Annotated in this window: 27 protein-coding genes; 8 read left to right on the plus strand and 19 right to left on the minus strand. The window is 71.7% G+C overall.

Features of this window, described 5'->3' with window-relative positions; translation table 11 throughout:
* Positions 1–56: 56 nt before the first annotated feature.
* Both QRN49_RS07460 and QRN49_RS07465 read right to left on the minus strand, forming a co-directional pair.
* Entirely contained in the window at positions 57–935 is an 879-nt protein-coding gene (locus tag QRN49_RS07460; protein WP_111223387.1) for a helix-turn-helix transcriptional regulator, read from the minus strand.
* A gap of 55 nt (positions 936–990) precedes the next feature.
* Positions 991–2148 carry a PQQ-dependent sugar dehydrogenase gene (locus tag QRN49_RS07465; protein ID WP_284754935.1) on the minus strand — a complete coding sequence of 386 codons (1158 nt, stop codon included), beginning with the start codon at positions 2146–2148 and terminating at the stop codon, positions 991–993.
* A gap of 110 nt (positions 2149–2258) precedes the next feature.
* Between QRN49_RS07465 and QRN49_RS07470 the strand changes: the two genes are divergently transcribed.
* Both QRN49_RS07470 and QRN49_RS07475 read left to right on the plus strand, forming a co-directional pair.
* A complete protein-coding gene (locus QRN49_RS07470) occupies positions 2259–2657 on the plus strand; it encodes a (R)-mandelonitrile lyase (protein ID WP_071248546.1) in 399 nt (132 codons plus the stop codon).
* Positions 2654–3325 (plus strand): SDR family NAD(P)-dependent oxidoreductase, encoded by a 672-nt coding sequence (locus tag QRN49_RS07475; RefSeq protein ID WP_027466861.1) that lies wholly within the window; start codon positions 2654–2656, stop codon positions 3323–3325. Before QRN49_RS07470 ends, QRN49_RS07475 begins: the two co-directional genes overlap by 4 nt.
* A 112-nt stretch (positions 3326–3437) precedes the next feature.
* Here the strand turns inward: QRN49_RS07475 and QRN49_RS07480 are convergent, their stop codons facing one another.
* The 8 genes from QRN49_RS07480 to QRN49_RS07515 form a co-directional block, all read right to left on the minus strand.
* Positions 3438–3983, minus strand: a complete 546-nt coding sequence (locus QRN49_RS07480; protein ID WP_284754938.1) for a hypothetical protein — start codon at positions 3981–3983, stop codon at positions 3438–3440.
* Between the two features lie 98 nt (positions 3984–4081).
* Positions 4082–6904 carry an ABC transporter permease gene (locus QRN49_RS07485; protein WP_284754940.1) on the minus strand — a complete coding sequence of 941 codons (2823 nt, stop codon included), beginning with the start codon at positions 6902–6904 and terminating at the stop codon, positions 4082–4084.
* Positions 6901–7629, minus strand: coding sequence for an ABC transporter ATP-binding protein (locus QRN49_RS07490; RefSeq protein WP_111023418.1), 729 nt, complete (start codon positions 7627–7629; stop codon positions 6901–6903). The genes QRN49_RS07485 and QRN49_RS07490 overlap by 4 nt, the downstream gene beginning before the upstream one ends.
* Positions 7626–8222 carry a PadR family transcriptional regulator gene (locus QRN49_RS07495; protein WP_284754943.1) on the minus strand — a complete coding sequence of 199 codons (597 nt, stop codon included), beginning with the start codon at positions 8220–8222 and terminating at the stop codon, positions 7626–7628. The genes QRN49_RS07490 and QRN49_RS07495 overlap by 4 nt, the downstream gene beginning before the upstream one ends.
* Positions 8223–8400: 178 nt before the next feature.
* A complete protein-coding gene (locus QRN49_RS07500; protein ID WP_284754945.1) occupies positions 8401–9288 on the minus strand; it encodes an aldo/keto reductase in 888 nt (295 codons plus the stop codon).
* A gap of 74 nt (positions 9289–9362) precedes the next feature.
* Positions 9363–9950 carry a YdeI/OmpD-associated family protein gene (locus QRN49_RS07505; RefSeq protein WP_111045763.1) on the minus strand — a complete coding sequence of 196 codons (588 nt, stop codon included), beginning with the start codon at positions 9948–9950 and terminating at the stop codon, positions 9363–9365.
* A 32-nt stretch (positions 9951–9982) separates the two neighbouring features.
* A complete protein-coding gene (locus tag QRN49_RS07510) occupies positions 9983–10528 on the minus strand; it encodes an acyl-CoA thioesterase (RefSeq protein ID WP_284754947.1) in 546 nt (181 codons plus the stop codon).
* 127 nt (positions 10529–10655) lie between these two features.
* Positions 10656–10892, minus strand: a complete 237-nt coding sequence (locus QRN49_RS07515; protein ID WP_194622571.1) for a hypothetical protein — start codon at positions 10890–10892, stop codon at positions 10656–10658.
* Positions 10893–11003: 111 nt separating this feature from the next.
* Here QRN49_RS07515 and QRN49_RS07520 point away from each other — a divergent pair, with 111 nt between their 5' ends.
* Positions 11004–11990 (plus strand): aldo/keto reductase, encoded by a 987-nt coding sequence (locus tag QRN49_RS07520; protein WP_284754949.1) that lies wholly within the window; start codon positions 11004–11006, stop codon positions 11988–11990.
* Positions 11991–12082: 92 nt separating this feature from the next.
* Here the strand turns inward: QRN49_RS07520 and QRN49_RS07525 are convergent, their stop codons facing one another.
* The 5 genes from QRN49_RS07525 to QRN49_RS07545 all read right to left on the minus strand — a co-directional run bounded on the left by QRN49_RS07525 (position 12083) and on the right by QRN49_RS07545 (position 17200).
* Positions 12083–12565, minus strand: coding sequence for an FBP domain-containing protein (locus tag QRN49_RS07525; RefSeq protein ID WP_194653185.1), 483 nt, complete (start codon positions 12563–12565; stop codon positions 12083–12085).
* Positions 12566–12733: 168 nt separating this feature from the next.
* Positions 12734–13474: a class I SAM-dependent methyltransferase gene (locus QRN49_RS07530; protein ID WP_284754952.1), complete on the minus strand. Its 741-nt coding sequence runs from the start codon at positions 13472–13474 to the stop codon at positions 12734–12736.
* Between the two features lie 31 nt (positions 13475–13505).
* Positions 13506–14417: a helix-turn-helix transcriptional regulator gene (locus QRN49_RS07535; RefSeq protein ID WP_071406260.1), complete on the minus strand. Its 912-nt coding sequence runs from the start codon at positions 14415–14417 to the stop codon at positions 13506–13508.
* Between the two features lie 235 nt (positions 14418–14652).
* Positions 14653–15927, minus strand: coding sequence for a hemolysin family protein (locus QRN49_RS07540; RefSeq protein WP_284754957.1), 1275 nt, complete (start codon positions 15925–15927; stop codon positions 14653–14655).
* A 160-nt stretch (positions 15928–16087) separates the two neighbouring features.
* Positions 16088–17200, minus strand: a complete 1113-nt coding sequence (locus QRN49_RS07545; protein ID WP_284754959.1) for a M23 family metallopeptidase — start codon at positions 17198–17200, stop codon at positions 16088–16090.
* A gap of 162 nt (positions 17201–17362) precedes the next feature.
* On the opposite strand from QRN49_RS07545, the gene QRN49_RS07550 reads away from it, so the two are divergent.
* Positions 17363–17857, plus strand: coding sequence for a hypothetical protein (locus QRN49_RS07550; RefSeq protein ID WP_284754960.1), 495 nt, complete (start codon positions 17363–17365; stop codon positions 17855–17857).
* 3 nt (positions 17858–17860) lie between these two features.
* On the opposite strand, the gene QRN49_RS07555 is transcribed toward QRN49_RS07550, so the two are convergent.
* Positions 17861–18226, minus strand: a complete 366-nt coding sequence (locus QRN49_RS07555) for a hypothetical protein (RefSeq protein WP_284754962.1) — start codon at positions 18224–18226, stop codon at positions 17861–17863.
* 193 nt (positions 18227–18419) lie between these two features.
* Here QRN49_RS07555 and QRN49_RS07560 point away from each other — a divergent pair, with 193 nt between their 5' ends.
* A complete protein-coding gene (locus QRN49_RS07560) occupies positions 18420–20630 on the plus strand; it encodes an NADP-dependent isocitrate dehydrogenase (protein WP_284754964.1) in 2211 nt (736 codons plus the stop codon).
* Positions 20631–20793: 163 nt separating this feature from the next.
* Here the strand turns inward: QRN49_RS07560 and QRN49_RS07565 are convergent, their stop codons facing one another.
* Positions 20794–21249: a DUF3817 domain-containing protein gene (locus QRN49_RS07565; protein ID WP_163342975.1), complete on the minus strand. Its 456-nt coding sequence runs from the start codon at positions 21247–21249 to the stop codon at positions 20794–20796.
* A gap of 79 nt (positions 21250–21328) precedes the next feature.
* The gene (locus QRN49_RS07570) at positions 21329–22768 is read right to left on the minus strand and encodes a DUF4832 domain-containing protein (protein WP_284754967.1); all 1440 of its coding nucleotides are present in this window, start codon (positions 22766–22768) and stop codon (positions 21329–21331) included.
* A 140-nt stretch (positions 22769–22908) separates the two neighbouring features.
* Here QRN49_RS07570 and QRN49_RS07575 point away from each other — a divergent pair, with 140 nt between their 5' ends.
* Both QRN49_RS07575 and QRN49_RS07580 read left to right on the plus strand, forming a co-directional pair.
* The gene (locus tag QRN49_RS07575) at positions 22909–23685 is read left to right on the plus strand and encodes a ThuA domain-containing protein (RefSeq protein ID WP_027466841.1); all 777 of its coding nucleotides are present in this window, start codon (positions 22909–22911) and stop codon (positions 23683–23685) included.
* Positions 23682–24839, plus strand: coding sequence for a GAF domain-containing protein (locus QRN49_RS07580; protein ID WP_213201477.1), 1158 nt, complete (start codon positions 23682–23684; stop codon positions 24837–24839). Before QRN49_RS07575 ends, QRN49_RS07580 begins: the two co-directional genes overlap by 4 nt.
* An 18-nt stretch (positions 24840–24857) precedes the next feature.
* On the opposite strand, the gene QRN49_RS07585 is transcribed toward QRN49_RS07580, so the two are convergent.
* Positions 24858–25301, minus strand: a complete 444-nt coding sequence (locus tag QRN49_RS07585) for a disulfide bond formation protein B (RefSeq protein ID WP_111028891.1) — start codon at positions 25299–25301, stop codon at positions 24858–24860.
* A 90-nt stretch (positions 25302–25391) separates the two neighbouring features.
* On the opposite strand from QRN49_RS07585, the gene QRN49_RS07590 reads away from it, so the two are divergent.
* Entirely contained in the window at positions 25392–26042 is a 651-nt protein-coding gene (locus tag QRN49_RS07590; RefSeq protein WP_284754971.1) for a ScbR family autoregulator-binding transcription factor, read from the plus strand.
* Positions 26043–26083: the final 41 nt, after the last annotated feature.

Below are 26083 nucleotides of genomic sequence, written 5' to 3' on the forward strand. Positions count from 1 at the left end.
GGCGCAGTGCGGGCTGGCGCCGCGCCTCCAGGCCCTGGGTGGTCGCGACCACCGCGTCAGGCGAGTTGGCGCGCCCGCTCCGCGATGCCCTCGGTCGCCGCCCACGAGGCCAGCACCCGCAGGGCGTCAGCCGTCGGACTGCCCGGCGTGGCCGGGTAGATCGTGAGCGAGAGTCCCGGGTCCTCGGCGAGTTCGAGCGTCTGGAAGTGCAGTTCGAGGGGCCCCACGACGCTGTGCCGGAAGGACTTCACGCCGGCGTAGTGGCGGCGGACGTCGTGCGCTGCCCAGAGCTCGCGGAAGTCGTCGCTCCGCATCGACAGCTCGCCGATCAGTGCGGCGAGGTCCTTGTCGTTCGGCGTCCGGCCCGCTTCGCGGCGCAGGATCGCGACGTTCGTGTGCGCAGCCCGTTGCCAGTCCTGGTAGAAGTTCCGCGCCTGCGGGTCGAGGAAGATGAAGCGCGAGAAGTTCATCGGCCGGGCCGGTGCCGCGACCAGGTCCGAGTGCATCGCGAAGCCGAGCGCGTTCGCGGCGACGATGTCCTGCCGGTTGTTGATGATCATCGCCGGGGCGTCCGTGACGACGTCGAGCAGGTACTGCAGCTCGGGCCGGACGGCAGCGACGGGCACGACACGACCGGCGCGACGCGGGGTCTCGTTCTGGTGCTGCGACAGGTCGCGCAGGTGCTCCTGCTCGGCGGGGTCGAGCTGCAGGGCCCGGCCGATGGCGTCGAGCACGCTGTCCGAGACCCCCTGCAGGTTCCCGCGCTCGAGCCGCGTGTAGTAGTCGATGCTGACGCCGGCCAGGCGTGCGACCTCTTCGCGACGCAGCCCGGTGACGCGACGCCGCGTGCCGAAGGTCTCGACACCGGCCTGCTCGGGGGTGATGCGGGCGCGACGGCTGGAGAGGAAGTCGCGCGCTTCGTCGCGGTGGTTCATGCCGTCACGGTACTTCGCCCCGTCCGGCGCGAGCGAGGGGCTGCGGGAACCCCTTTCACGTGCGCGTGAACGGGACGGACACGATCCGGTCGTCCCCGCTCGACGGTGTCCCACGGCCGTCGGTGTTGTTCGTGACGAACCAGAGCGTGTCCGACGGGCCCTCGAGCACCGTCCGGATGCGGCCGAAGTCACCCGCGAAGTACTCGGTCGCCGTGCCGGGGTCGCCGGCCGGGATCGCACGGAGCACCTCGCCCCGCAGGTTCGCGACGAACACCGTGTCGTCGACGACGGCGAGGCCACTCGGGGACGCCTCGTCGGTGGACCACTGCTGCACGGGGTCGACGAACCCCTGGTCCTCGCCGCCGGTGCCCTCGATCTCGGGCCAGCCGTAGTTCGACCCGGGCTCGATCACGTTGAGCTCGTCGTGGGTGTTCTCACCGAACTCCGACGCGAACATCGTGCCGTCCGACGACCACCCCATGCCCTGCACGTTGCGGTGCCCGAGGCTCCACACCGGCGAGCCGTCGATGGGATTGTCGGCGGGGACGTCGCCGTCCGGGGTGAGCCGCAGGATCTTGCCCGCGAGCGACTCCTCGTCCTGCGCGTCCGTGCTCGCGCCGGCGTCCCCGACGCTCGCGTAGAGCATGTCGTCGGGCCCGAACGCGATCCGGCCGCCGTCGTGGAACGTGTTCTTCGGCAGCCCGTCGATGATCGTCGTCGCCTCGCCGAGCCCCCACGACCCGGTGCTCCCCGTCAGCTCGTACCGCTGGATCCGGTTGCCGTCGTCGGCCGTGGAGTAGACGAACAGGTCGTCGTCGTGCAGCGCGAGCCCGAGCAGTCCGCCCTCGCCGCCGTGGCTGACACCGTCGACCGTACCGACCTGGCGGGTGGTGCCGTCGGACCGCAGCTCGAGCACCCGGGCCGAGTCACGCTCGCTGACCAGCGCGTCGCCGTCGTCACCCGTCAGGACCACCGACCAGGGGGCCTCCAGGCCGGTGACCACGTCGGTGGTGTCACCGTCGAGCGCCACCTGACCGGCCGCCAGGTCGGCGGGCGCGGTCGCGCGCGCCGACGGCGAGCCGCCCCGGTCGGATCCGTCGCGCTCTGCTCCGTCGCTACTCGTGCAGGCGGTGAGGGCCAGCGCCGCGACGGCGGCGAGGCCGGCCACCGACCAGAGGCGGCGGCTGCGGGGCCTTCCGGCGGGTGTGTCCACGATGATCCTCCCGGGGTCGTGGGTCGATCACACACGCTGCGTTCGGGAAACCCCTGAGGGGGTCTGTCGGCACCTCCCGACGGTGCGCACGGCGGCCTACCGTCGTCGGCATGCAGATCGAACCGAAGCAGCCGACCGTCAAGAACCCGCCCGAGCAGTTCACCGGTGACGTGTACCTCGACGCCATCGCCTCGCCGAAGGAGCCCGGTCAGACGATGACCGTCGCCAAGGTCCGGTTCCTGCCCGGCGCCCGCACCGCCTGGCACTCGCACGCCAAGGGGCAGACCCTGCACGTCACCGAGGGCGTCGCACGGATGGGCACCCGGGACGGCCGCGTCATCGAGGTGCAGGCTGGACAGACCGTCTACACGCCGGCCGGCGAGGAACACTGGCACGGCGCGACCCCCACCGACTACATGGAACACCTCGCGATGCTCGAGGCCGCCGACGACCCGGCGACGACCACCACCTGGCTCGAGCACGTGAGCGACGAGGAGTACACCGCATGACCACCATCGCCATCGTCGGGGCCGGCAAGGGCCTCGGCCTCGCCGTCGCCGAGCGCTTCGCCCGTGAGGGCTTCGCCGTCGCCCTGATCTCCCGCAACCAGGACCGGCTGGACGGCCTCGCCGCGGAGCTGCGCGAGCGCGGCCACACCGCAGCCGGGTTCGCCGCGAACGTGCGTGACGGGGACTCCCTGCGCACCGCACTCGAGCGCGCCACGGAGCAGCTCGGCCCCATCGAGGTGCTGCAGTACAGCCCGCTCCCCGCCAAGGAGTACATGCGCCCCGTGCTCGAGACCACGGCGGACGACCTGGTCGGCCCGATCGAGTTCTCGGTCTACGGCTCGGTCAACGCCGTCCGCCAGGTGCTGCCCGGCATGCGCGCGATCGGCCACGGCACGATCCTGTTCGTCAACGGCGGCAGCGCGGTCCGACCGGGAGCCCGCGTCACCGGCACGTCCGTCGCCTTCGCCGCCGAGAGCGCCTACGCGCAGCTGCTGCACGACGCCGTCCGCGACGAGGACGTCCACGTCGGCCAGCTCATCATCCCGTTCGGCATCGACGACGGGCAGCCCGAGCACTCCGGGGAGTCCATCGCCGACCGCCTGTGGGCGATCCACACGGAGCGCGGCGACTTCCGCACCTACGCGGAGGCGCTGCCCGAGCTCGCGTGAGCGGCATCGAGTGAGCAGAACGCGACGAGTCCGAAAACCCGACCCGTCGCCTTCTGCTCACTCCATGACGGACTGGAGGCCCGTGGCGACGCCGCCACGGGCCTCCAGTCCGTCACTCCGGCAAGTGCACCTTCGCGAGATCCATCGACGCGTCTCGCCAGGAGCGCGCGCGGGCGGTGCTCATCACCGCGACGTGCGGTTCTGCCCATTCGGTGATCGCCGGCCCGCGCATCAGTCGACCGGTGTGCACGATCACGGCTCGGAGTGCGGCCTCGGTCAGCTCGGCCGCGAACGCCTCGCCCCCGGGCACCCCCGCGAGTTCGGTGAGGTAGGCATCCCCGAATCGTTCCGCCGCCGCCGCGCGCAGATAGGGGCTGTCGAGGCGCTCGTACCAGCGCCGGACGAACGCGTCGTACGGAGCCATGTCCACAGCGAAGCCGCCCGAGGCGAAGAGCAGGTCGGCCACCCGGTCGGGAGCCAGCCCCTGAGCTTCAGCGACCGCGGCTTCGATCGCTCCGGCATCGACGAGCCGTGCAATTTCGCTCATCTCACCCATCCGTTGCTGATGTGGCCACTCAAGGACGTCCGCGCTGTGATCGTTCGGTTGTTGTGACGCCAAAGGTAGCCAATGTGCTTCCGAGTCTTCGTTGCGGGTCACTTCGTGAGCAGAAGACGTCGAGTCCGAGCAGGCGACTCGACATCTTCTGCTCACCAAACGAAGCGGAGCGCACGAGGCAGCGCGAGGCGGCGCGCGCGTCAGTGCGCCCGTCGCACCGCCACCCGCCGCCGACCTCGCGAGGTCAGCCATGCTCCGGCCGTCACCACGAGGGGCAGGCCGATCGCGAGCAGCGCCAGCACCGGCCAGTCCGGCACGAACGGCATGTGGTTCACCCCGACCGGACTCTCGGTGAACCGCAGGGTCAGGGCGCGGATCGGCAGGAGTCCGAGGAGTGTCCCGATCACCGAGCCGACCGTGGCCAGGATCGCCGCCTGCCAGGTCGACACCCCTCGGCGCAGGCGTGGTGCGGCACCGATGGCGTCGAGCACCTCGTCGTCCCGCCGGCCGTCGGACCGTGCGAGTCCGATCGCCACCGCCGTCGCACCGATGGTGACGGCCGCCGCGAGTGCGAGCACGATCGCCCGGATGATCGCCTCGTTGTCGATCGGGCCGGCTTCGTACATGAACGACGGGCCGCCCCACCGGGCACGGTCCTCGCCGCCGAAGCTCTGCCACGCCGAGCTCAGCTCGTCCCACTGGGCCGGCTGGATGTCGTGGGGCAGCGTCGTGACGAGCATGCCGTCGACCACGGGCACGCCGTACCGTTCGGCGGTCGCCTTCGTCATGAAGACGCCGACCTGGATCCGCGGGGTCTGCACGTCGAGCACGGCGGGGATCGAGACGCTGGCCGCCGGTCGGCTCCGCTCGGTGATGGGGTCGCTCTCCCACGTCCGGTCGTGGAAGGTGTCGACGCGGACCGCACCGTCGTGGGCGTACTCGGGCCAGAGCGACACGGCCCGACCGCCCTCGAGCGCACTCCGGACGGCGGCGGACGGCCGGTGCCCGGTGAGCACGGCGTAGTCGTCGACGGTGCCCGTCCAGATGTGCGGAGACGACGCGCTCGCCGTGTCCAGGTAGTACGAGCAGCTCGTCGTGTCGTTCGCCGGGCAGTCGTACGCGCTCCAGCGGTGCGGGATCGTGATGGTCGAGGGGGTGTCGCCCGGCTGCTCCTGCGTGACACCGAGCACCCGGATGCGGTCCTGGTCGAAGACCCCGGACACCACCTTCGCGGCGTGGGCCGTCAGTTCCGCGTCGTGGCGACCGGTACTGCCGCCGTCCTTCGTCTCGGTCTGCACCTCGGCCGTCGCCACCCCGACCGCCGTCGTGTACTCGTACCCGCGGACGTACTGGGCGTGGCTCGACGCGCTCCACGTGATCACGACCGAGGCCACGAACACGACGCTCATCACGCTGGCGAGCACCGGCACCGTGCGGACCGGGTTGCGGCGTGCGTCGCGGGCGGCGAGCCGGGCGGACAGACCGGCCCGTGAGGTGAGCCGGGTGATCAGGGCGAGCAGCCACGGTGAGCAGATGGCGATGCCGAGCTGCATCAGGCACGGCCCGATCGCGACGCCGGCGCCGACGACGTACGCCCACCGGTCCTGCTGCACCGGACGGTCGTTGAGCATGAGCACCCCGACACCGCACGCCAACGTCATCACGGCGCCGAGGACCACGAGCAGCGGCCCCCAGATACGCCGACGACGGCGGGCCGGACGGCTGACGGGCACCGGGCGGAGCGAGCCCCGCAGGGCCGCGAGCACGTTGATCCGGGTCGCCGACCGTGCGGCGACGAGCGCGGAGACGAGTCCGGCGAGCACCCCGGCGGCGGCGATGGACAGCAGCAGGAGCGGCGGCACGTGCAACCCGGGGAACGACGCCACGTTGCCGTTGTCGATCAGTCGGTAGGCGAGCACGCCGATCCCGGTGCCGGCGGCGACCCCGAGGACCGCGCCGACGAGGCCGAGCACCAGGCCCGACCCGGCGACGATCGTGCGGACGAACCGTTTGTCGCCGCCGACGCTCGTGACGATGGCGTACGAGCGGGTGTCCGCCCGGGTGCCGACCAGGAACGCTGCCCCGGCGAGCAGGGCGACCTCGAACATCGCGAAGACGCCGAGCAGTCCCATCGCCCCGAGGTACCAGCCGAGCGTCGAGCCCAGCTGCCCACCGGGGAGCCGGGCGTCCGGCGGGTCGAGCACGACCGGACGCGACTGCACGATGATGCCGTGCGCGTTGAGCTGGCGGATCTCCGACCACGTCGGGGCGTCCGACGGCAGGTACACGGTGACGTCGGTGAGCCCCACGTCATCGGTGGTGTCGGTCGTCGAAAGCGTCGTGCCCCAGGGCAGGAAGATGCCCTGCGATCCCGGATCGGAGCCCAGGTCGGTCATGGTGCCGGCGATCGTGAAGCGCTTGGTGACCGGGTCGGTCAGGTCCACCGTGTCGCCGATCTGCACCCCGAGGCGTTCGAGGGTCGCCGGCGTGACCATGAGCTCACTGCGCGTGGTCGGCGTGGAACCGTCGAGCACGTGCCAGTGGCCCTCGAGCGACGGGTCCCAGACGCTGCCCTCGACGGCGGTCAGTCCGACCGGGCCGTGCGCACCCTGGAGCACGACGGGCGTGCTGCCCACCGGGATCGACAGGGCACCCTCGGGCACGTGGGCCAGGACGTTCGTGAACGGTGAGTCTTCATCCGACTTGGTGACGGGGCTGTTCCGCTTCGAGTCGGTGAACTCCCACTGCACCGGGTCCTGCACCATGCCGGGCAGGTCCGGGCCGGACACCCGCATCTGCGCCGATGCCTGGCCGAGGTCGTAGTCGAGCCGCTCGGTTGCGGTGGCCTGTGTGGACTGCACTACGACGGCGACCGCGGCGAACCCGGCGGTGGGGATCCCGATGAGCGCGATGATCAGTGCCGCACGGCCCGCCTTCGCGAACGCCAGTCGACGCCCCAGACGGAGCGCCGGTCTCAGGGCGAACGGCGTCCGGCCGGTCCCGGCACGCCGACCCCGGCTCACGAGGCGGTCCGGTCCGTGAGTACGGCCTCGACGCCCGAGTACACGGTCTCGTCGACCACCCGACCGTCGCGCAGGAACACGATCCGGTCCGCCCAGGCCGCGTGCCGGGCGTCGTGGGTCACCAGGAGGGCGCCGGCTCCGGCGTCGACGTGCCGACGGAGCATGCGGAGCACGACCTCGCCGGTCTGCGAGTCGAGGGCTCCGGTCGGCTCGTCGGCGAGCACGAGCCGGCGCTCGCCGACCACGCCGCGGGCGATCGCGACGCGCTGCTGCTGCCCGCCGGACAGGTCGTCCGGGTAGGCGTCGGCGCGGTGCGACAGCTCGACGTTGTCCAGCGCGAGTTCCGCGGCACGGCGGGCCTGCGAGGCCTTCCACCCGTCGAGCTCGAGCGGCAGTGCAACGTTCTCGACCGCGGTCAGCGAGGGGATCAGGTTGAAGTCCTGGAACACGAACCCGATGAGCCGGCGGCGCAGCGCTGCGAGCTCCTTGGCGGGACGGTCGGACACGAAGGCGCCGTCGATCAGCACCTCACCGCTCGTCGGCGGCAGCAGGGTGCCGGCGCAGGCGAGCAGCGTCGACTTGCCCGAGCCCGACGTGCCCATCACCGCCACCATCTCGCCGCGCTCGACCCGCAGGTCGATGCCGGCCAGGGCGGTGACGGCCTTCGCGCCGGACCCGTAGTGCACGCTCACGGCGTCGAGCTGCAGGAGCGGTGCGGCGGTCACCGCGCGCTCCGGGGAGCGGAAGCGGCAGCGGCAGCGGTAGCCGCAGCGTCGGCACTGGCAGGCGCCGCCGGGTGCTCGTCTGGCCGGTACCGCGCGACACTCGACTCCACGTGGTCGAGCCAGCGCACCTCGGCCTCGGCCTGGAACACCATCGACTCGAGCACGAGCGACCACGCCAGGTCCGTCGACGGGTCGGTCGTGCGTTTCAGCCGCGTCAGGTCCTGCAGGTTCCGGATCGCGGCACCGCGCTGCACCTGCACCAGCCGGGCGACGTCGACCCCGGGCACGGTCACGGCGAGGGCGAACTTGATCGCCAGTTCGTCACGCCCGCGCTTCGCGGGCACGGGCTCGCTGAACCAGCGTGCCACCTCCGCGCGACCCGCTTCGGTCGCCGTGTAGACGACGTGTCCGTCGTCGTCGGCGTCGCCGCGGGCCACGAGGCCGTCGCGTTCCAGGCGGTCCAGGGTCGTGTAGACCTGGCCGATGTTCAGCGGCCAGCTCCCGCCGGTGCGGTGCTCGAACTCCCCCCGGAGCTGGTACCCGTAGCCGGGTCCGCCCACCAGCAGCGCGAGTACGCCCATCCGAACGCTCATGACACTTCCCCTGTCTCGGGCCACCGTGGCCATACTGAGTATGCACATACCCGGTATGCGTGCGCAAGCACGGATCTGGACAGGGCGGGAAAACGGACGGGAGGCGCGGTGCCAGCTGGCACCGCGCCTCCCGTCCGACCGGTCGTCGCGTTCGCGACCCGCGATCGCGTCCGAAGGGTCAGTGACCCAGCTTCGCCAGCTCCTCGAACTCGTCGTCGGTCAGCTCGACGGTGGCACCCGCGAGGTTGTCCTCCAGGTGCGCGACGCTCGACGTGCCGGGGATCGGCAGCATCACCGGGGAGCGCTTGAGCAGCCATGCGAGCGCGAGCTGCGCCGGGGTGGCGCCCTTGCGCTCGGCGATCTCGGTGAGCGGCGAGTCCTCGCCGGTCAGGCCACCCGTGGCCAGGGGGAACCACGGGATGAAGCCGATGCCCTGCTGCTCGGACCAGTCGAGCAGCTCCTCGGCGTCACGCTTCTGCAGGTTGTAGAGGTTCTGCACGGAGACGATCGTGGCGATCTCCTGCGCGGCCTTGACCTCGTCGACGGAGACCTCGGACAGGCCGATGTGGCGGATCTTGCCCTCGTCCTGCAGCTTCTTCAGCTCGCCGACCTGGTCCTCGAGCGGGACCTTCGGGTCGATGCGGTGCAGCTGGAACAGGTCGATGCGCTCGAGGCCCAGGCGGCGGAGGCTCATCTCCGCCTCTTGCCGGAGGTACTCCGGGCGGCCGACGGGCGGCCAGACGTTCGGGCCGGTGCGGGTGAGGCCGGCCTTCGTGGCGATGACGACGTCGTCGCCGTAGGGGTGCAGGGCCTCCTTGAGGAGCTCCTCGGCGACGTAGGGACCGTACGAGTCGGCGGTGTCGAAGAAGTTCACGCCGAGCTCTACGGCACGCTTGAGGACGCGGATCGCCTCGTCGTGGTCCTTCGGCGGTCCCCAGACGCCGGGGCCGGTGAGCTGCATGGTGCCGTAGCCGAGCCGGTTGACCTCGAGGTCGCCGCCGATGCGGAAGGTGCCGGAGGACGCGGCCGGACGGTTCGTGGTGTCAGTGCCTGTGGCTGTGGTCATGACCCCGGTCTACGCCCGGTGCGTTGCCGGTCGCTGAGTCGGTGTCCCCCGACCGCTTTCCGGGTTCGCAGGGTCTACGGACGGGTTGGCCGCGGGTACGGGGTCTCGCCGCGTTCGAGTCCGCCGACGAGCTTGGTGAGCCGGTTCGTCCGCACCGTGGCGTTCGGGGCGGTGGTGATGCGGTGCAGCACGGCGTACCGGTTCGTGGCGTCGAGCTCGGCGAACAGCGCGGCGGCTGCGGGGGCGGCGTCGAGCGCGGCCTGCAGGTCCTCGGGCACCGTGGCCGTTGCCGAACCGGCGTAGGCGCGGTCCCACCGGCCGTCAGCCTTGGCGCGCTCGATCTCGGCGTGCCCGCGCTCCCGCATCCGCCCCTCGGCGATGAGTGCCGCGACCAGGCCGAGGTTCCGCTGCGACCACAGCGAGGCCTTCCGGCGCGGGGTGAACCGCTGGCGGTAGGTCGTGTCGTCGCGCCCGCGCCGCTGCCCGTCGATCCACCCGGAGCAGAGCGCCTCGTCGAGGGCCGTGTCGTACGTCAGGGTCGTCGGCTCCGTGACGCCCTTCTTGGCGAGGACGAGCCACACCCCGTCGGGTTCGTGCTCGTGGTCGTCGAGCCAGGCACGCCACGCGGCGACGTCCGGCAGCACCAGGTCGACGATGTCCATGCGGTCATCGTAGGACCGGGCGGCCGCGCGGGTCAGGCCGCGCTGCTGCTGATCCGGGTCGCGCTCGCCCAGTCGTGCACCCAGTCGGGCACGGTGAGGTCGCGGTCCGCGCCACCCGCCGCCTCGAGCAGGTCCGCGGTCGGCACCGTCCCGCCGGAACGCCGCAGGAACCGAGCCTGCACCACGGCGCGGGCCATCACGGCACCCTGTCGCACGAACGTCTGCTCCAGGTACACGGCACGGTCGTCGACCCCGAGCACGTGGGTGCGGAGCTCGAAGCGCTGCCCGAGCGTCAACGACCGCTTGTACGTGATCGTCTGCGCCGAGACGACGGGGTACCAGCCGTGCTCGCTCAGTGCTGCCCAGTACCCGGAGCGGAGCATCAGGTCGAGCCGACCGAGGTCGAGCATCGACAGGTACTTGCCGTTGTTGACGTGGCGCAGGGGGTCGAGGTCGGTGGGAGCGACCCGGAACGGCGTCCGGACCTCGTCCCAGAGCGACGCCCGGCGGCGTCCACCGACCCGAGCGCGCAGACGGGAGCGCAGCTGTAGCAGGAGCAGTCGGAAGTACAGGTTCACGGGTCGATCACACCAGTGCGCGGAGCACTCGTGCGAGCACCTTGGAGGAACCTCACGAAGCGCGCGGCCGTCCGCCGACACACGACCAGCCGCTCCCGACAACCGGCAGGCGGCGGAGTCGGGCGGTTCAGCCGGGGAAGCCGCCGCCGGCGCCCGTGATGCCGGGGTGTGCGGACTTGGCGAGCCCCTCGGTCCTGGAGTGCGCCGCATCGGCTTCGGCCGCGGCGCGTGCGCTGTCACGCGGATCCGACAGGTCTTCGATCGATTCGAGCGCCCGCCGACGACGGCGGTTCTGCGCCTCGAGCACGATCAGCAGGGCGCCGAGCACGACGACCACGGCGATGACGATCCAGATGATGACCACGACACTCCCCCGAGCCCGGGGCGCCTGCCCCGTCCCTCGCAGCGTAGCGGTGCCGAGGCGGGTACAGCCAGTGCCTCCCGCCGTCACGGGGACCGGGAGTAGACCTGCAGCATGCAGACACGCAAGCTCGCAGACCTCGAGGTCGGACCGATCGGCCTCGGAACCATGGGAATGAGCGCCTTCTACACGGGCGCCGGCACCGACGACGACGAGTCGATCCGCACCATCCACCGCGCGATCGACCTCGGCGTCACCCTGTTCGACACCGCCGAGGCGTACGGCCCCTACACGAACGAGGAACTCCTGCGCCGTGCGCTCGAGGGCCGCCGCGACGACGTCGTCATCGCGACCAAGTTCGGCCTGTACCGCCACGAGGCCGGTGAAGAGACGCCGACGCAGCAGCGCGGTCTCTCCAGCCAGCCGGAGTCCGTGCGCGAGGCGCTCGAGGGCTCCCTCCGTCGCCTGGGCACGGATCACATCGACCTCTACTACCAGCACCGCGTCGACCCGGCCGTCCCGATCGAGGACGTCATCGGCCAGCTCGCCGGCTTCGTGCAGGAGGGCAAGATCCGGCACATCGGACTGTCCGAAGCCGGTGCCGAGACCATCCGCAAGGCCCACGCCGTCCACCCGATCACCGCGCTCCAGAGCGAGTACTCGCTGTGGACGCGGGACCCCGAGGGCGACGTGCTCGACACCCTGCGCGAGCTCGGCATCGGCCTGGTGCCGTACTCGCCGCTCGGCCGCGGGTTCCTGACGGGTGCCATCACGAAGCCGTCCGACCTGGACTCCGACGACTTCCGCCTGGCGAACCCGCGCTTCCAGCAGGAGGCGTTCGCGCAGAACATGCGCATCGTCGACGCGGTCAAGGAGATCGCGACCGAGGCCGGGGCCACCCCGGCGCAGGTGTCGCTCGCCTGGCTGCTGGCCCAGGGCGACGACATCGTCCCGATCCCCGGCACGAAGCGGGTCTCCCGCCTCGAGGAGAACGTCGGCGCAGCCGACCTGACCCTCACCGCGGACCAGCTGTCGCGCCTGTCGGCGCTGCCGGTCCCGACCGGTGACCGCTACCCCGACATGTCGACCATCGGTCGGTAGACGCGACCGGTTGACGGCCGGGAGGCCCGGTGCCAGCTGGCACCGGGCCTCCCGGCCGTCGTCAGTCGCGTCAGCGGACGCGAGACGCCGTCTCAGACCTCGGCGGCGAAGGACGCGGCCCGGACCTGCAGGTCCTCGATGCGCCGGAGGCGCGCTGCCTCGACGTCGTAGCCCTCGTAGGCGGGCGGCGGCAGCTTCCGGACGTTCCGCGAGCACTGGAAGTCCTGGCAGACCAGGGTGCCGACGGTGTTGCCGTTGCGTCCGGCCGGCCCGGATCGCTTGGCGCTGTAGAACGCGACGTCGTTCGGCAGCTTGACGTCCTGGCACCACGAGCACTGGGCACGGGAGCGGGGCGAGGCCTCGGCCTGCCGGAACAGGATGCCGATCAGGTCGCCGTCCAGGGTCGGCACGACGGCGTACGCACGCCGACCGATCTTCGGATCGCGCCAGCCGAGGTAGTCGAGCGCGCCCCAGTCGAGCGTCTCGAAGTCGGCGGGCAGCGTGAGGTCGGACACCTCCTTGCGCGAGGCGTTGACGAAGGACGTGCGGAGGGTCTTCTCCACGATGGGGAGCATGGGTGATCGCTTTCGTGCGGGCCCGGGGTGTGCGGACGCACACCGCACCGGGCGGAGGAGGTCAGGGTTCGACGAGGGCGGCCGCACCCGAGGGCACGACCGAGGGCCTCACGCCCTGATGCCGGCGATACGGGCGCCGACCACCTCCTGGAAGCTCACCCGACCAGCCTACGACCGGGTGTCAAGCCCGGCCCGGTCCGTCCGCGGCCGATTCGGCGTCGCCGTGACCAGGACGGCCGAACCCTCGTACGTCGGGCGGATGCGGAGCGACCCGTGCCGCCGGTCCCACTCCCCCGACTCGAGCGCGGTGCGGAGCGCTGCCACCGACCGCCGGACGGTGAACTCGTCGACCAGGCCCCACGCCGGGTCCGCCTGGCGCACGCCGGGGTCGAGGAGTCGCTCGGGGCGGGCGTAGTACGCCTCGGCGAACCCGTCGACGCACGTGAACGGGATCGGCAACGGGGTGCTCGTCACGGTGTCGTCGCCGAGCGCGTCGGCGATCCGCGGCAGTGCCGGATGGCGACGGGCGTCGGCCGACAGCACCTCGGGCGCGTACTCGGCGAGCCAGGAGCGCTCGATGCGGTCGGGGTCGAACGTCAGGATCACGATGGGCCCCCGGGTCACCCGACGCACCTCGGCGAGCCCGCGCTCGAGGTCGTCCCACTCGTGCAGCGAGAAGGTCGTCATCGCGGCGTCGAAGGTGTCGTCGGCGAAGGGCAGGTCTCCGGCGGGTTCCACGGCGGTCACGTCGCGGTCGGTCGGTGCGTAGGAAACAGCGTCGGCACCGATGTCGAGCACGGTCCGGGCGTCACCGAGGGCCTTCGCGACCGCACGGGCGAACGCGGGTTCGGGCCGGCGGTGCTGCCGACGGTCCGCGTCCCCTGCGGAGCCGTCCGTCGTCCTCGTCACGTCCCCACCCTCCGAACCCGCGGGGTCCGGGTCAGTCGACCGACTCGGACTCGGACTCCGACTCGCGCAGGGCCGCGTACTGCTCGGCCCGCTCCGTCGCGGCCCAGCTGCCGAGCAGCGCGAGCGACCGCTCGGACTCGCTGCCCGGTTCGGCCGAGTACGAGAACAGCGTCAGGCCGGGGTCGGCGACCAGGTCGAGCGCCTCGTACGACAGCCGCAGCTCCCCCACGATCGGGTGGTCGATGCGCTTCTTGCCGGTGCGCTGCATCCGGACGTCGTGGGCGGCCCACCAGCCGCGGAACTCTTCGCTCCGGGTGGAGAGTTCACCGACGAGCGTGATGAGCCCCGGCTCGCAGGGGTTCGACACCGCGGCGGTCCGGAGCACGGCCACGGCGTCCTTCGCGGTCTGTGCCCAGTCCGGGAAGAAGTCGCGGGCGGCCGGGTCGAGGAACGTGAAGCGTGCGGTGTTCACCGGGCGTCCGGGGCCGGCGAAGAGCGGTGCGTAGAGCGCGCGGCCGAGCTCGTTCGTCGCGACGACGTCCCCGCGCTCGTTCCGCACCCAGGCCGGTGCGCCGGTGATGGCGTCGAGCAGCCGCTGCACCCCGGGGCGCACGCGGGTCGGCACGTTCCGGTGCATGACCTTCGCCCCGGAGTTCGCCAGCCGCGTGAGGTCCCACAGGTGCGCACGCTCGTCCTCGTCGAGCTGCAGGGCGCTCGCCAGGCCCTCGAGCACGCTGTCCGAGACGCCCTTGAGCGAGCCGCGCTCGAGCCGCGTGTAGTAGTCGACGCTCACGCCGGCGAGCATGGCGACCTCGTGCCGACGCAGCCCGGGCACGCGTCGGACCCCGCCGCCGAACGATGGCATGCCGACCTGCTCGGGGGTGAGCCGCGCCCGCCTGGAGGACAGGAAGTCGCGGATCTCGTTGCGCACGTCGATACCCATGCGACGAGCGTACGTGCCCGGGCCGTGCGTCCGGCAGGCACGGGCGGTACCCGTCAGCCCCGGTGCGCAGAAGCGACACTTCGCGGGTCGCCCTACCGGCCGGTTCGCGAAAGCGACAGATCGTGCCCGAACGTTCGCGGGATTCTGTCGCTTCGACGGGGTGGACGCGACCAGGGCCGGTCGGGAGGCCCGTGGCGGGGCCGCCACGGGCCTCCCGTCCGACGCGGGGGCGCGGTCAGGGCGCGGCGTCGGCCCCGATGCGCACCCGCGCGACGCGGTGACCGTCCATGGCGGTCACCTCGAGGCGGTGGCCGCCGGCCAGGACGACGTCACCGACCTCGGGGACGCGGTCCAGCTGCACCTGCACGAGCCCACCCACGGTCTCGTAGTCGCCGTCCGGCAGGACCGGGCCGCCGTCCGCAGCCAGGTCCTCGAGCACCGTGGCACCGTCGACGCCGTCGTGCGCCAGCACCGACTCGTCGTACTCGGTGGAGTCCCACTCGTCGCGGATGCGGCCGACGAGGTCCTCGAGCAGCGCCTCGAGCGTGACCATGCCGGCGCTGCCGCCGTACTCGTCGACCACCAGGGCGATCTGGTGGCCGTCGGTGCGCATGTCCGCGATCGCGCTCGACAGCGACTTCGTCTCGGGCAGGGCGAGCACCGGCCGGACGAGCGTGGCGACCGGTGCCGAGGGATCGACCGGACGCAGCAGGTCACGGAGGTGCACGAAGCCCTGCACCTCGTCGCGCCCGCCGGAGGTCACGAGGTACCGGGTGTGCCCGGCCGCGATGGCCTGGTCGGTGGCCTCGGCGACGGAGAGGCCGGCGTCCAGCGTCGAGACGTCGTACCAGGGTCGCATCGACTCGCGCAGGATGCGGTCACCGGCGTCCAGGGCGCTGCGGGCGATCCGGCGTCCCTGCTCGTCGACGCCGGTGTGCTCGTCGACCAGGCCGCGGAGCTCCTCGGTGCTCATCGACTCGCTGCGGGCGTCCGGGTCGCCGCCGAGTAGTCGCACGACGGTGTCGGTGGACTTCGAGAGCAGCCAGATCACCGGCCGCATCAGCACCGCGAAGCGCTCCAGGGTCGGGGCGACGGCCATCGAGAAGCCCTCGGCGCGCTGCAGGGCGAGGCGCTTCGGTACGAGCTCGCCGAACACGAGCGACAGGTACGCGATGACGAGGGTCATCAGCACCAGCGCGACGGCTTCGGCCGTGCCCTGCTCGAGGCCGAGCCCCTGGAACAGCGGTGCGACGTCGGGTGCGATCGAGGACGCACCGTACGCGGCGGAGAAGAACCCGGCGACGGTCACGCCGATCTGCACGGCGGACAGGAACCGGTTGGGGTCACGGCCGAGCTCGGCGACCCGCATCCCGCGAGGGCCGCGGCGTTCGAGCTGCTGCAGCTGGGATTCGCGGAGGGAGACGAGTGCGATCTCGGCGGCCGCGAAGACCCCGCCGACGAGCACGAAGAGGATGACGAGCCCAAAGGCGATCCAGGTGTCGGCGCCCATCAGCGGGCAGCCGCCTCGGATCGACGACGGGCGGGCGGTCTGTGGGGATCGTCCATGCCTGTGAGTCTGCACAGGCCGACTGGGACATCACCGTGCTGCCGCTCGACAGCGGCTGTGGATCCGACCTCGCGACGGGGCGCGATCGTCACAGAGGCAGTCGCTACAGGGTGAGCGAGCGACCGATGCGGGCTTCGAGCCACGCCTTCGGGTCGATCGGCGTGACGCCGTCCATCAGGACCTCGAGGTGCAGGTGCGCACCGGTCGAGACGCCGGAGGACCCGACGAGCCCGATGAACTGTCCGGCCGCGACGGTGTCGCCGACCTTGAGCGGCGAGGAGCCGGGGATCATGTGGCCGTAGAGCGTGGAGACCTGACGGCCGTCGACCACGTGGTCGATGATGACCGCGTTGCCGTACGAGAAGTACGTGCCCGAGACCCGGACCTTGCCCGCGGCGACGGCGCCGATCGGCGTGCCCATGCCCGGGGTGAAGTCGAGGCCCTGGTGCAGCGACGAGCACGCGCCGCACGGTGCCGAGCGGTACCCGAAGCCGGAGCTCATCTGCACGGGGCCGGGGAACGGCGAGCGGACCGCGCCGCCGAACGACACGGCGCCACCCGCGGTCGCCGCGGTGTCGGCGGAACCAGCGGTCTTCGTGGTGACGGTCGAGCCGCCGCCGACGGTGAACCCGTCACGGTCGAACCCGGCGGCCGTGACCGCCTGGGTCACGGCGTAGTCCTGGGTGCGCACGACGGGCGCGATGGTCGAGGTGGCCATCGAGGTGCCGGCGCTCGCGTGGGCGGGCATCGCCGAGGCGGCGAACATCGCGATGGCGGCGGCGGCGCTGGTGAGGGTGATGCGTCCGGCGCGGGCCGACCGGGAGGCGCGGGGTGCGCTGGCGACGCGCGTCACCTTGGGCGCGGGGCGACGGACGACGCGCTGGATGCGGTCGTCGACGTGCTCGGTGGTGGCGCGTGCGGTTGCGGAGCGGCGGCCGGCCGGCTCGGTGGTCGAGGACGCGAGGACGACGGCCTGCACGGGCTTGGTGACCTTCGCGGCCTTCGGCGCCTTGGCCGGCCTCGCGGCTTTCGCCGGCTTGGCGACCTTCGCGGCCTTGGCCGGCTTCTCTGCCTTGGCAGCCTTCGCGACCGGCGCCGTCCTGCTGCGACGCTGCGGTCCGCGGGCTGCTGCACGCTCGGCCTCGAGGGCGGCGCGACGGGACAGGTGCACCACCGGGGTCTCCGGGTGCTGGTCGAGTTCGGGTGCAGTCGTCATGGCCGCCCACCATTCTGCACGACTCTGTCGCTTTGTACAGGCCCTTTCGTGATCTTTTCGTTACCGAGTGCGCTGGGAGGCCCCTGATCACCACGGGCGGAAGCGTCCCCCGGGCCCTCCGCATCGGTACGGTCAGGGGAAAGCGACGGAAGGACCCGCACCATGGCCCGATCGCCGCGTGAGCGGTACGGAACGGTCGACCTGGCGTCGGCCGACGTCGTGCTGGCGGGTACCCAGGAACTCCTCCCCGTGCTCCGGGCCGCGGCGGTGCGCGCCGGGATCGACGCCGCGCGAATGCGGGTCATCGGAGTCGACGACCTGCCGGACCCCGAGGAGACGTGGGGCGCGGCGTTGGCCGTCATCGCGATCCGTCGCCCCGGGGACGACCCCGCGTTCCACCGGGCGCAGGCGGCTGCCGAGCTCATCGCACCGATGCTCGCGCCGCACGCCGTCCGCATCGTCGTCACGGTGTCCGGGGTGACCCGGCTCGCGCCGAAGCTCGAGCGCACCCTGACGTCCGAGGTCCTGCACCAGATCGATGCCGCGTCGGCGTCGTCCGGGTTCCGTCGGCCCTTCCGGCCCCTGCGCATGCGGCTCGGGCTCGCCGGGCTCCGTGCCGCCGGTGTCCGGGTGTTCCGCGTCTCGATCGGCGACTGAGGCTCAGGCTCCGTCGGGTCCGGAGCCCTGCGCGGCGCTCGCCTGCACCGACGGGTGCGGAGGAGCGGTGTGCGCGACGACGGAGACGCTGCCGACGGCGAGCACGAGCGCCAGCGCACCGGCGGTGCAGGCCGTCCCGATTCGCCGCAACCGCGACCGGCTGCCACGCTGACGCGGTGCGAAGCGCTTCGTGCTCCGTCGGGGTTCGGGGCCGACGAGCCAGGGACCGGAGCCGTCGGGGTCGTACGAGAACGGACCGGAACCGTACGGGGCGTACCGGTAGGGCCCGCTGCCGTCCGAGGCGTAGGCGGACCGCAGGTCCTCCGCGGTCCAGCCGAAGTCGTCCGGGGTCTGCCGTGTGGTGGTCATGCGCGCTCTCCCTCGCTCTGGTGCTGCGGAAGACCAGTCCACGCACCGTTCCTATGTGTCGACAGTGCGCCTCCAGGGTGTCGGCCGAGCATCTGCCGCGCGGAAGCGGGGGCCATGTATCTTGATGTCGAGACATTCTGCGCCACGAGTACCGTGGACGTACCGACGGTCGAACAAGGGAGTACCCGCCAGCATGGCCAAGATCATCTACACCCTCACGGACGAGGCGCCGTTCCTCGCCACCCACTCCTTCCTCCCGGTCATCCAGGCCTTCGCCGGCACCGCGGGTGTCGACGTCGAGACCCGCGACATCTCGCTCGCCGGCCGGATCATCGCCCAGTTCCCGGAGCGGCTCACCGACGAGCAGCGCCTGGACGACGCCCTCGCCGAGCTCGGCGACCTGGCGAAGACCCCCGAGGCGAACATCATCAAGCTGCCGAACATCTCGGCGTCGATCCCCCAGCTCAAGGTCGCGATCAAGGAACTGCAGGCGCAGGGCTACGACCTGCCCGACTACCCGGACGAGGCCACGACCGACGAGCAGCGCGACGTCCGTGCCCGCTACGGCCGCGTCCAGGGCAGCGCCGTCAACCCGGTGCTGCGCGAGGGCAACTCCGACCGCCGCGCACCCCTGTCCGTCAAGAACTACGCCCGAAAGCACCCGCACCGCATGGGCGCCTGGTCGCGTGACTCGAAGACGAACGTCACCACCATGGGCGTCGACGACTTCCGGTCGAACGAGAAGTCCTGGATCGCCCCCGCCGACGACGTCCTGACGATCACCTTCGTGGCCGAGGACGGCAGCGAGCAGGTCCTCAAGCAGTCGATCCCCGTGCTGCAGGGCGAGGTCGTCGACGGCACCGTGCTGCACGTGGCCGCACTCGAGTCGTTCCTGCGCAAGCAGATCGAGCGCGCCGCCGCCGAGGACGTCCTGTTCTCCGTGCACCTCAAGGCCACGATGATGAAGATCTCGGACCCGATCATCTTCGGCCACGTCATCAAGGCGTTCTTCCCGTCGGTGTTCGAGCGATACGGCGCCGACCTCGCCGCCGCGGGCCTGACCCCGAACGACGGCCTCGGTTCGATCCTCGCCGGCCTCGGTGCGCTGCCGAACGGCGCCGAGATCGAGCGTGCCTTCAAGCAGGGCATCGCCGACGGCCCCGAGCTCGCCATGGTCGACTCGGACAAGGGCATCACGAACCTGCACGTGCCGAGCGATGTCATCGTCGACGCCTCGATGCCCGCGATGATCCGCACCTCGGGCCACATGTGGGGCCCGGACGGCGACGAGCACGACACCCTCGCCGTCATCCCCGACTCGAGCTACGCCGGCATCTACCAGGCCGTGCTCGACGACTGCCGCGCCCACGGCGCCTTCGACCCGTCGACGATGGGCTCCGTGCCCAACGTCGGCCTGATGGCGCAGAAGGCCGAGGAGTACGGCTCGCACGACAAGACGTTCGAGCTCCCCGGCGCCGGTGTGGTCCGCGTCGCGACCGCCTCGGGCGACGTCGTCATCGAGCACGACGTCGAGCCCGGTGACATCTGGCGCGCCTGCCAGACCAAGGACGTCGCCATCCGCGACTGGGTGAAGCTCGCCGTCACCCGCGCCCGTGCCTCCGCGACGCCGGCCGTGTTCTGGCTCGACGAGACCCGTGCGCACGACGCGAACCTCATCGGGCTCGTCCGCCAGTACCTCGGCGAGCACGACACCGAGGGCCTGCAGATCGAGATCCTCGCGCCCGAGGACGCCATGCGCTTCTCGCTCGAGCGCATCCGCCGCGGCGAGGACACCATCTCGGTCACCGGCAACGTCCTGCGCGACTACCTGACCGACCTGTTCCCGATCATGGAGCTCGGCACCTCGGCGAAGATGCTCTCCGTCGTCCCGCTGCTGGGCGGTGGCGGCCTGTTCGAGACCGGTGCCGGTGGTTCCGCCCCGAAGCACGTGCAGCAGCTCGTGCAGCAGAACTACCTGCGCTGGGACAGCCTGGGCGAGTTCCTCGCACTGGCGGTCAGCCTCGAGCACCTCGCCGGTGTGACGGGCAACGAGCGGGCGAAGATCCTGGGCGAGACCCTCGACCGTGCCACCGGGACGTTCCTGGAGCAGGACAAGTCCCCGGGTCGGAAGCTCGGCTCGATCGACAACCGCGGCAGCCACTTCTACCTGGCGAAGTACTGGGCCGAGGAGCTCGCGGCGCAGACCCAGGACACCGAGCTCGCGGCGTCGTTCGCGGACCTCGCGGCGAAGCTCGGTGAGCAGGAGCACACCATCGTCGACGAGCTCGTCTCGGTGCAGGGTCACCCGGCCGACATCGGCGGCTACTACCGCCCCGACGACGCCAAGACGAGCGCGGTCATGCGTCCGTCCGCCACGTTGAACGCGGCGCTGGCAGCGCTCTAGCAACGACCAGCCGACGGACGGGAGGCCCGGTGCCAGCTGGCACTGGGCCTCCCGTCCGTCCGTGGTCGCGACCACCGCCGCGCTTCGTGAGCAGGAATGGTCGCGTCCGCACCACGAACCCGACCACAGCTGCTCACGAAGTGACGCGGGGGCGCTCGTCGCGTCAGCCGCGGGACGGCACGGGCGGGCCGGCGGCGAGCAGCCCGGTGAAGACCAGGGCAACGGCCACGACCCCGATGCCCACGGCCACGGCGGGCCGACGCACCACGAAGAACAGCAGGCGGTCCCAGAAGCCCGAGTGGGCGTCCGGCGAGCGGCGCCAGGAGCCCTCGAGCATGCCGCGGCGGGCAACCGCGACCTCGAACGGCACCGTGGCGTACGGCACGACGGCACTGGCCCAGCCGAGCACGAGTGCCCCGAACGACCACCGCTGGTTCACCGCGACGACCGTCGTGACCACCAGGTACGCCAGGAACACGAAGCCGTGCACCCCACCGCCGATCCGGACGCCCCAGTCGCCGGCGTCCAGGCCGTACTTGAGCACCATCCCGAGGATGAGCAGGGTCCAGGTCACGAGTTCGGCGACCGCGGCGGCGCGGAACAGGGAGCGCGGAGTCATGCCGTCAATCGTGGCGGACCCGGTTGACAGACAGCAGAACGCCCCGGATCGTCCGACCTGGGGCGCGCTGCAGGTCCGCTCAGTGCCGCACGACCACCGTCTGGCCGAGGCGGTTCACACCCGTGCTCGCGTCCCACGTGCCGGTGTTCGCAGTCTGGATCGCGAAGGCCGGGTTCGCCGCCACCGAGGCCTCCGGCGCGGGCAGGGCGAGTGCGACGCTCCAGCGCCCGTTCGGCACGTCGGCCAGCGACGCCCGGACGGTCACGGTCCGTCCCGGCTGCCAGGACGACGCGTCGGCGGCCACGGGCACGGTCACCCGGCGATCGCCGTCGGTCAGGACGAGCTGCACCGGGCGGCTGTTGTACGGCGCCGCCCAGCCGTCGTTCCGGATCGACACCGCCACCGACGGCTTCGCGCCCGAGGTGGCGGTGCTCGACGTCATCGTGAAGCGGTAGCCGAGCTTCTTCGCGGCGTCGGTCATGCCGTCCGCGCCCCAGGTCGCCAGGACGTCCTTGTTGTAGTCGAGGTTGAGGTAGCTGTAGTGGTACTTCGCCATCTCGGCCGAGGCGGACGGGTAGTCGGTCCGCGGCGCGTTCACGGCGCAGGTCTCACCACCGACGGGGACGTACCGCGACTCCGCCGCCAGGTAGTCCTGGTCGAGCGACAGCGGGTTGCTCAGGAACGTGCCGAAGTCGTCCGGCGAGGCGAGGAAGCAGTCGTTGTGGTGCCCGATGCGCGACGCTGCCGATCCGTCGTGCGCCTGCTCCGGGGTGAGCGCCCCGGCCGTGCCGGACGGCGTGCGGAGTGCGTCCTGCTTCATCTGCATCGTGCGGACCTGGACCGAGCGACTGGAGGGCAGGGCGGCGAGTTCGGCCTGCAGGACCTGTCGTCGGGCGTCCTTGTCGGCCTCGGTCAGCACACCCGGGTTCGCCGGGTCGCTCGCGAAGTGGTCGGTGTAGTAGCCCTCGCCCCAGAGCCCGATGAATCCCCCCTGCAGGGTCGGGATGACGTCGGCGTTCCGGCGGAGCGTCGGGGTGAGCTGCTCGATGTGCGCGAGCACGGTCGGCAAGTCGGCGTCACCGTAGGGCGCCGAGTACGGGTACGAGCCACCCTGGACGTACGCGAACCGGGTGATCACACCCACGCCGGCTGCGCGCGCGGTGTCGTAGTCGTGCTGCACGAGCGCGAGCCAGGCCGGGCTGAGTTGCCGCTGCTGGACGAACGCCTCCATGTAGAACACCCGGACGACCTGCGTGACGCCGTCGGCCCGGTAGCCCCGGAGTGTCGCGGCGTCGAGCGGCGTGTACCCGGTGCCGTCGGCGCGGTAGTGCGTCTCGGTGGTGTGGTCGAACCCGCGGGAGGGGTTCGGGATGACCGCGTCGCTCGCCGTGTAGGTCACGGTCGAGGTGGTCGTGCTCCGTTTCGAGTGGTGACCGGTGGGTGATGCCCACGCGGTGGTCGGTACGGCGAGTGCGAGCACCGCCGCGAGTGCGACGGTGGTGATGGTGCGGTGCTGCATCGGACGAGCCCCTGTCCTCGGCGCGGGCGGTGACCGGCACCCCCTGGCACCGCCGCCTGCGCGATTGTGATCTGAAGGTAGGCCAAACGATCAGAAAACGCCAGGACCTGCGCAAAGCGATCACGGGTATCGTGGGTCCCATGTCGCCGTCGACCGAGAACCGTCCCCTGAACATCGTCGTCTGGAACGAGAACGTGCACGAGACCCGCGGTGACGCGACGGTCATCGGGCACTACCCCGACGGCATGCACACAGTGATCGCCGAGGCGCTCCGGCAGCTGCAGCCCGGGGCCGACGTCTCCACCGCCACCCTGCAGGAACCCGACCACGGCATCACCGCCGAACGACTGGCAACCACGGACGTGCTGTTCTGGTGGGGCCACGCCGCCCACGACGAGGTGAGCGACGCCGTCGTCGACCTGGTCGTCGACGCCGTGCACGCCGGCATGGGCCTGGTGGTGCTGCACTCCGGCCACTACTCCAAGCCGTTCAAGCGCCTGATGGGCACGACCTGCTCGCTGAAGTGGCGGAACGACGGCGAGCGCGAACTCGTCTGGACCGTCGCGCCCGAGCACCCGATCGCCGCCGGGGTCCCGCACCCGATCGTCATCGACCGGCAGGAGATGTACGGCGAGTACTTCGACATCCCGCGCCCCGACGAAGAGGTGTTCCTGTCGACCTTCGCCGGCGGCGAGGTCTTCCGCTCCGGTGTCGCGTACCGCCGGGGGCTCGGCAAGGTCTTCTACTTCTCGCCCGGCGACCAGGAGTACCCCGTCTACCACCACCCGGACATCCAGCGCGTGCTGTCGAACGCCGCCGCCTGGGCCGCCCCGGTGTCCGAGCGCCGCGAGCTGACGGCTGACCCCCACCCACGGGACTGGTTCCTGTCGGACGATGGGGGTAGACAGGCCGGGTGACCAACCATCTCGACGGTGCGGACAAGCGCACCGCGGTGATCGAGGCGCTCGCCATCTTGGGATCAGGACCCGAGGAGCGCTTCGACCGCATCACCCGCATGGCCCACGAGGCGTTCGACGTCCCGTTGACCTTCCTCAACCTCGTCCACCACGACCTCGTCACCACGCAGTCGACCTTCGGCTGGCACCAGGGGTCGAGTGTCCCCGCCAGCGAGCAGTTCTGCGCGTCGACGGTGCTCACCCGCGAACCGATGGTGATCCCGGACGCGTCGCTCGACGCCCGGTTCGCGCACACGGCGGCGGTGGCCGAGCACGGCATCCGGTTCTACGCGGGCGCACCGTTGACCATGGTCGACGGCACACGGGTGGGCACGCTGTGCCTGATGGACGCTGTTCCGCGCACGTTCTCGCCGGACGACGTCGCCCTGCTGGGTGACCTGGCCCGGTGGGCGGAGCGCGAGCTCGGCGTCGCCATCGACCGCGGGCGGGTCCGTCGGGTGCTCGACGGCCTGGTGCCGGACCCGGTCGCGGTGCCGGGGTACGACCTCGACGTCCTGGTGGCCCAGCACGACGACGGCGGGGGTGACGTCGCCGACTGGCGCGTCGCACCGGACTCTGCCCTGCACGTCACCGTCGGCCGGGTGAGCGCCGCCGGCCCGGCGTCGGGCCTGCTCGCCGCGGCGGTCCGCGGTGCCGTGGCGGCACGGACCGGCACCGACATGTCGGACGCGATGGTCGGCCTGGAGGCGCAGGTCACCGCCGACCTGTCGGCTGCGGACGCCGTCGGCTCGCTCTTCCACCTGCGGCTCGACCCGACGTCGGGTCACGTCGACTTCGGCGACGCAGGCCACGGCCTCGCAGTGCTCGTCCCCGCCGACGGTCCGGCTCGCGTCCTGCACCCGCTCGACCTACCGCTCGGGCTGCAGCCGGCGTCGATCCCCAGGTCGCCCGGCGCGCTCGACCTGCAACCCGGTGACCGGCTGGCGATCTGCACCCAGGGCGTCCTGTCGCTGGAGGGGCTCCGGCACCTGGACGACCTCGCCGCGCTGGTGCGCTCGGCTCCGGACGGGGCCACCGTGGTCGAACGGGTGCGCACGGCGGTCCCCACGGACGCCGTGGTCGACGTCACGCTGGTGGTGCTCACACGGCACTGAGCGTGCATGCCGCGCGCGTCAGGAGCGGAAGCGGTCCTGCCGTGGGCGCGGGGTCCCGGTCAGCGAGACCACGAGCAGCGTGGCGAGCAGGGCGAACCCGGCGAGCTCGATGCCCAGTCCGGCGAGCTGCCAGTACGCGCTGCCGACGTGCTGCGGCTGCGTGATCGACTCCGGCCACCACGACTGGATGAGCGGGAACGAGCCCGGGAACGGGTCGAGGCCGAACACGACGAGCCCGCCGAGCAGCATCACCACGCCGAGGCCGGCCATCGCCCCACGGGACCGGCGGAGCATGTGCACCACGAGGGCCGCACCCATGCCGGCGAGCCCGACGACGGCGATCAGGAACGCGAGCACCACGATGGTCTGCGGCGCGAGCGCGACCCAGTCCAGCACCGCGATCGGCAGCAGCAGCCACCGACCCGTCCGTGCCCAGCGCGCAGGGTTCCGCCATCCGTCCATGGCGACAGACCGTAGGGCACCCGGCCGAACGCATGCCGAATGCGGCCAGCCGGCCCCGGCGGCAGCGTGCGCTGACTACGATCGGACCCCATGGCGCAGGACCGACCGACCCGGCAGCAGCGGTCGCTCGCGACCCGCACGGCGATCATCGAGGGCGCGGCCGCGGAGTTCGACGAACGCGGGTACGTCGGTGCCTCGATGGACGGCATCGCCGAGCGCATCGGGATGACCAAGGGTGCGCTGTACTTCCACTTCACGTCGAAGGCCGACATGGCGGGTGCCGTGATCGCCGAGCAGCACGCGATCTCCCGGCGGTACGGCGAGGCGGCGGTGTCGAAGGGGACGACCCCGCTCGAGTGGATCCTGTGGTTGGCACAGGGGCTGGCCGTGCAGATGACGACCGAGGTGGTGGTCAGCGCCGGTGTCCGGCTGTCCACCGACGTGGCCACGAGCGACGTCGACCGGCAGGACCCGTACACCGACTGGACCACGGTGGTCGCCGACTTCGCGCGGCAGGCCGTCGACGCGGGCGAGATCGACCCGCGGTGGGACCCGGACCTGGTCGGCCGGGTCGTCGTCCGCGCCTACACCGGCGTGCAGACCGTCTCGGACGTGATGACCCGTCGGGCCGACCTGTTCGCGGGCCTGCGGGAACTCTGGACGGTCCTGCTGGACGCGTTCGTCACCGAACGGCTGCGTCCGGAGATCCCGCGGCTCGTCGCGCTCATCGCTCCGGAGTGACGCGGGTCCCCCCAGGGAAACACCCACGTCACCTCGCCTCT

Source organism: Curtobacterium sp. ME-Dv--P-122a, assembly GCF_030209645.1.
Classification (GTDB): Bacteria; Actinomycetota; Actinomycetes; order Actinomycetales; family Microbacteriaceae; genus Curtobacterium; species Curtobacterium flaccumfaciens.

Excerpts from the sequence above, each read along its gene's own strand:
- QRN49_RS07460 (WP_111223387.1), bottom strand. The coding sequence starts at position 935 with ATGAACCACCGCGACGAAGCGCGCGACTTCCTCTCCAGCCGTCGCGCC.
- QRN49_RS07555 (WP_284754962.1), bottom strand. The coding sequence starts at position 18,226 with ATGACCACCACACGGCAGACCCCGGACGACTTCGGCTGGACCGCGGAG.
- QRN49_RS07525 (WP_194653185.1), bottom strand. The coding sequence starts at position 12,565 with ATGCTCCCCATCGTGGAGAAGACCCTCCGCACGTCCTTCGTCAACGCC.
- QRN49_RS07585 (WP_111028891.1), bottom strand. The coding sequence starts at position 25,301 with ATGGACGGATGGCGGAACCCTGCGCGCTGGGCACGGACGGGTCGGTGG.
- QRN49_RS07500 (WP_284754945.1), bottom strand. The coding sequence starts at position 9,288 with ATGACCACAGCCACAGGCACTGACACCACGAACCGTCCGGCCGCGTCC.
- QRN49_RS07550 (WP_284754960.1), top strand. The coding sequence starts at position 17,363 with ATGGCCCGATCGCCGCGTGAGCGGTACGGAACGGTCGACCTGGCGTCG.
- QRN49_RS07560 (WP_284754964.1), top strand. The coding sequence starts at position 18,420 with ATGGCCAAGATCATCTACACCCTCACGGACGAGGCGCCGTTCCTCGCC.
- QRN49_RS07475 (WP_027466861.1), top strand. The coding sequence starts at position 2,654 with ATGACCACCATCGCCATCGTCGGGGCCGGCAAGGGCCTCGGCCTCGCC.
- QRN49_RS07565 (WP_163342975.1), bottom strand. The coding sequence starts at position 21,249 with ATGACTCCGCGCTCCCTGTTCCGCGCCGCCGCGGTCGCCGAACTCGTG.
- QRN49_RS07520 (WP_284754949.1), top strand. The coding sequence starts at position 11,004 with ATGCAGACACGCAAGCTCGCAGACCTCGAGGTCGGACCGATCGGCCTC.
- QRN49_RS07495 (WP_284754943.1), bottom strand. The coding sequence starts at position 8,222 with ATGAGCGTTCGGATGGGCGTACTCGCGCTGCTGGTGGGCGGACCCGGC.
- QRN49_RS07470 (WP_071248546.1), top strand. The coding sequence starts at position 2,259 with ATGCAGATCGAACCGAAGCAGCCGACCGTCAAGAACCCGCCCGAGCAG.
- QRN49_RS07535 (WP_071406260.1), bottom strand. The coding sequence starts at position 14,417 with ATGGGTATCGACGTGCGCAACGAGATCCGCGACTTCCTGTCCTCCAGG.
- QRN49_RS07590 (WP_284754971.1), top strand. The coding sequence starts at position 25,392 with ATGGCGCAGGACCGACCGACCCGGCAGCAGCGGTCGCTCGCGACCCGC.
- QRN49_RS07575 (WP_027466841.1), top strand. The coding sequence starts at position 22,909 with ATGTCGCCGTCGACCGAGAACCGTCCCCTGAACATCGTCGTCTGGAAC.
- QRN49_RS07540 (WP_284754957.1), bottom strand. The coding sequence starts at position 15,927 with ATGGGCGCCGACACCTGGATCGCCTTTGGGCTCGTCATCCTCTTCGTG.
- QRN49_RS07505 (WP_111045763.1), bottom strand. The coding sequence starts at position 9,950 with ATGGACATCGTCGACCTGGTGCTGCCGGACGTCGCCGCGTGGCGTGCC.
- QRN49_RS07545 (WP_284754959.1), bottom strand. The coding sequence starts at position 17,200 with ATGACGACTGCACCCGAACTCGACCAGCACCCGGAGACCCCGGTGGTG.
- QRN49_RS07570 (WP_284754967.1), bottom strand. The coding sequence starts at position 22,768 with ATGCAGCACCGCACCATCACCACCGTCGCACTCGCGGCGGTGCTCGCA.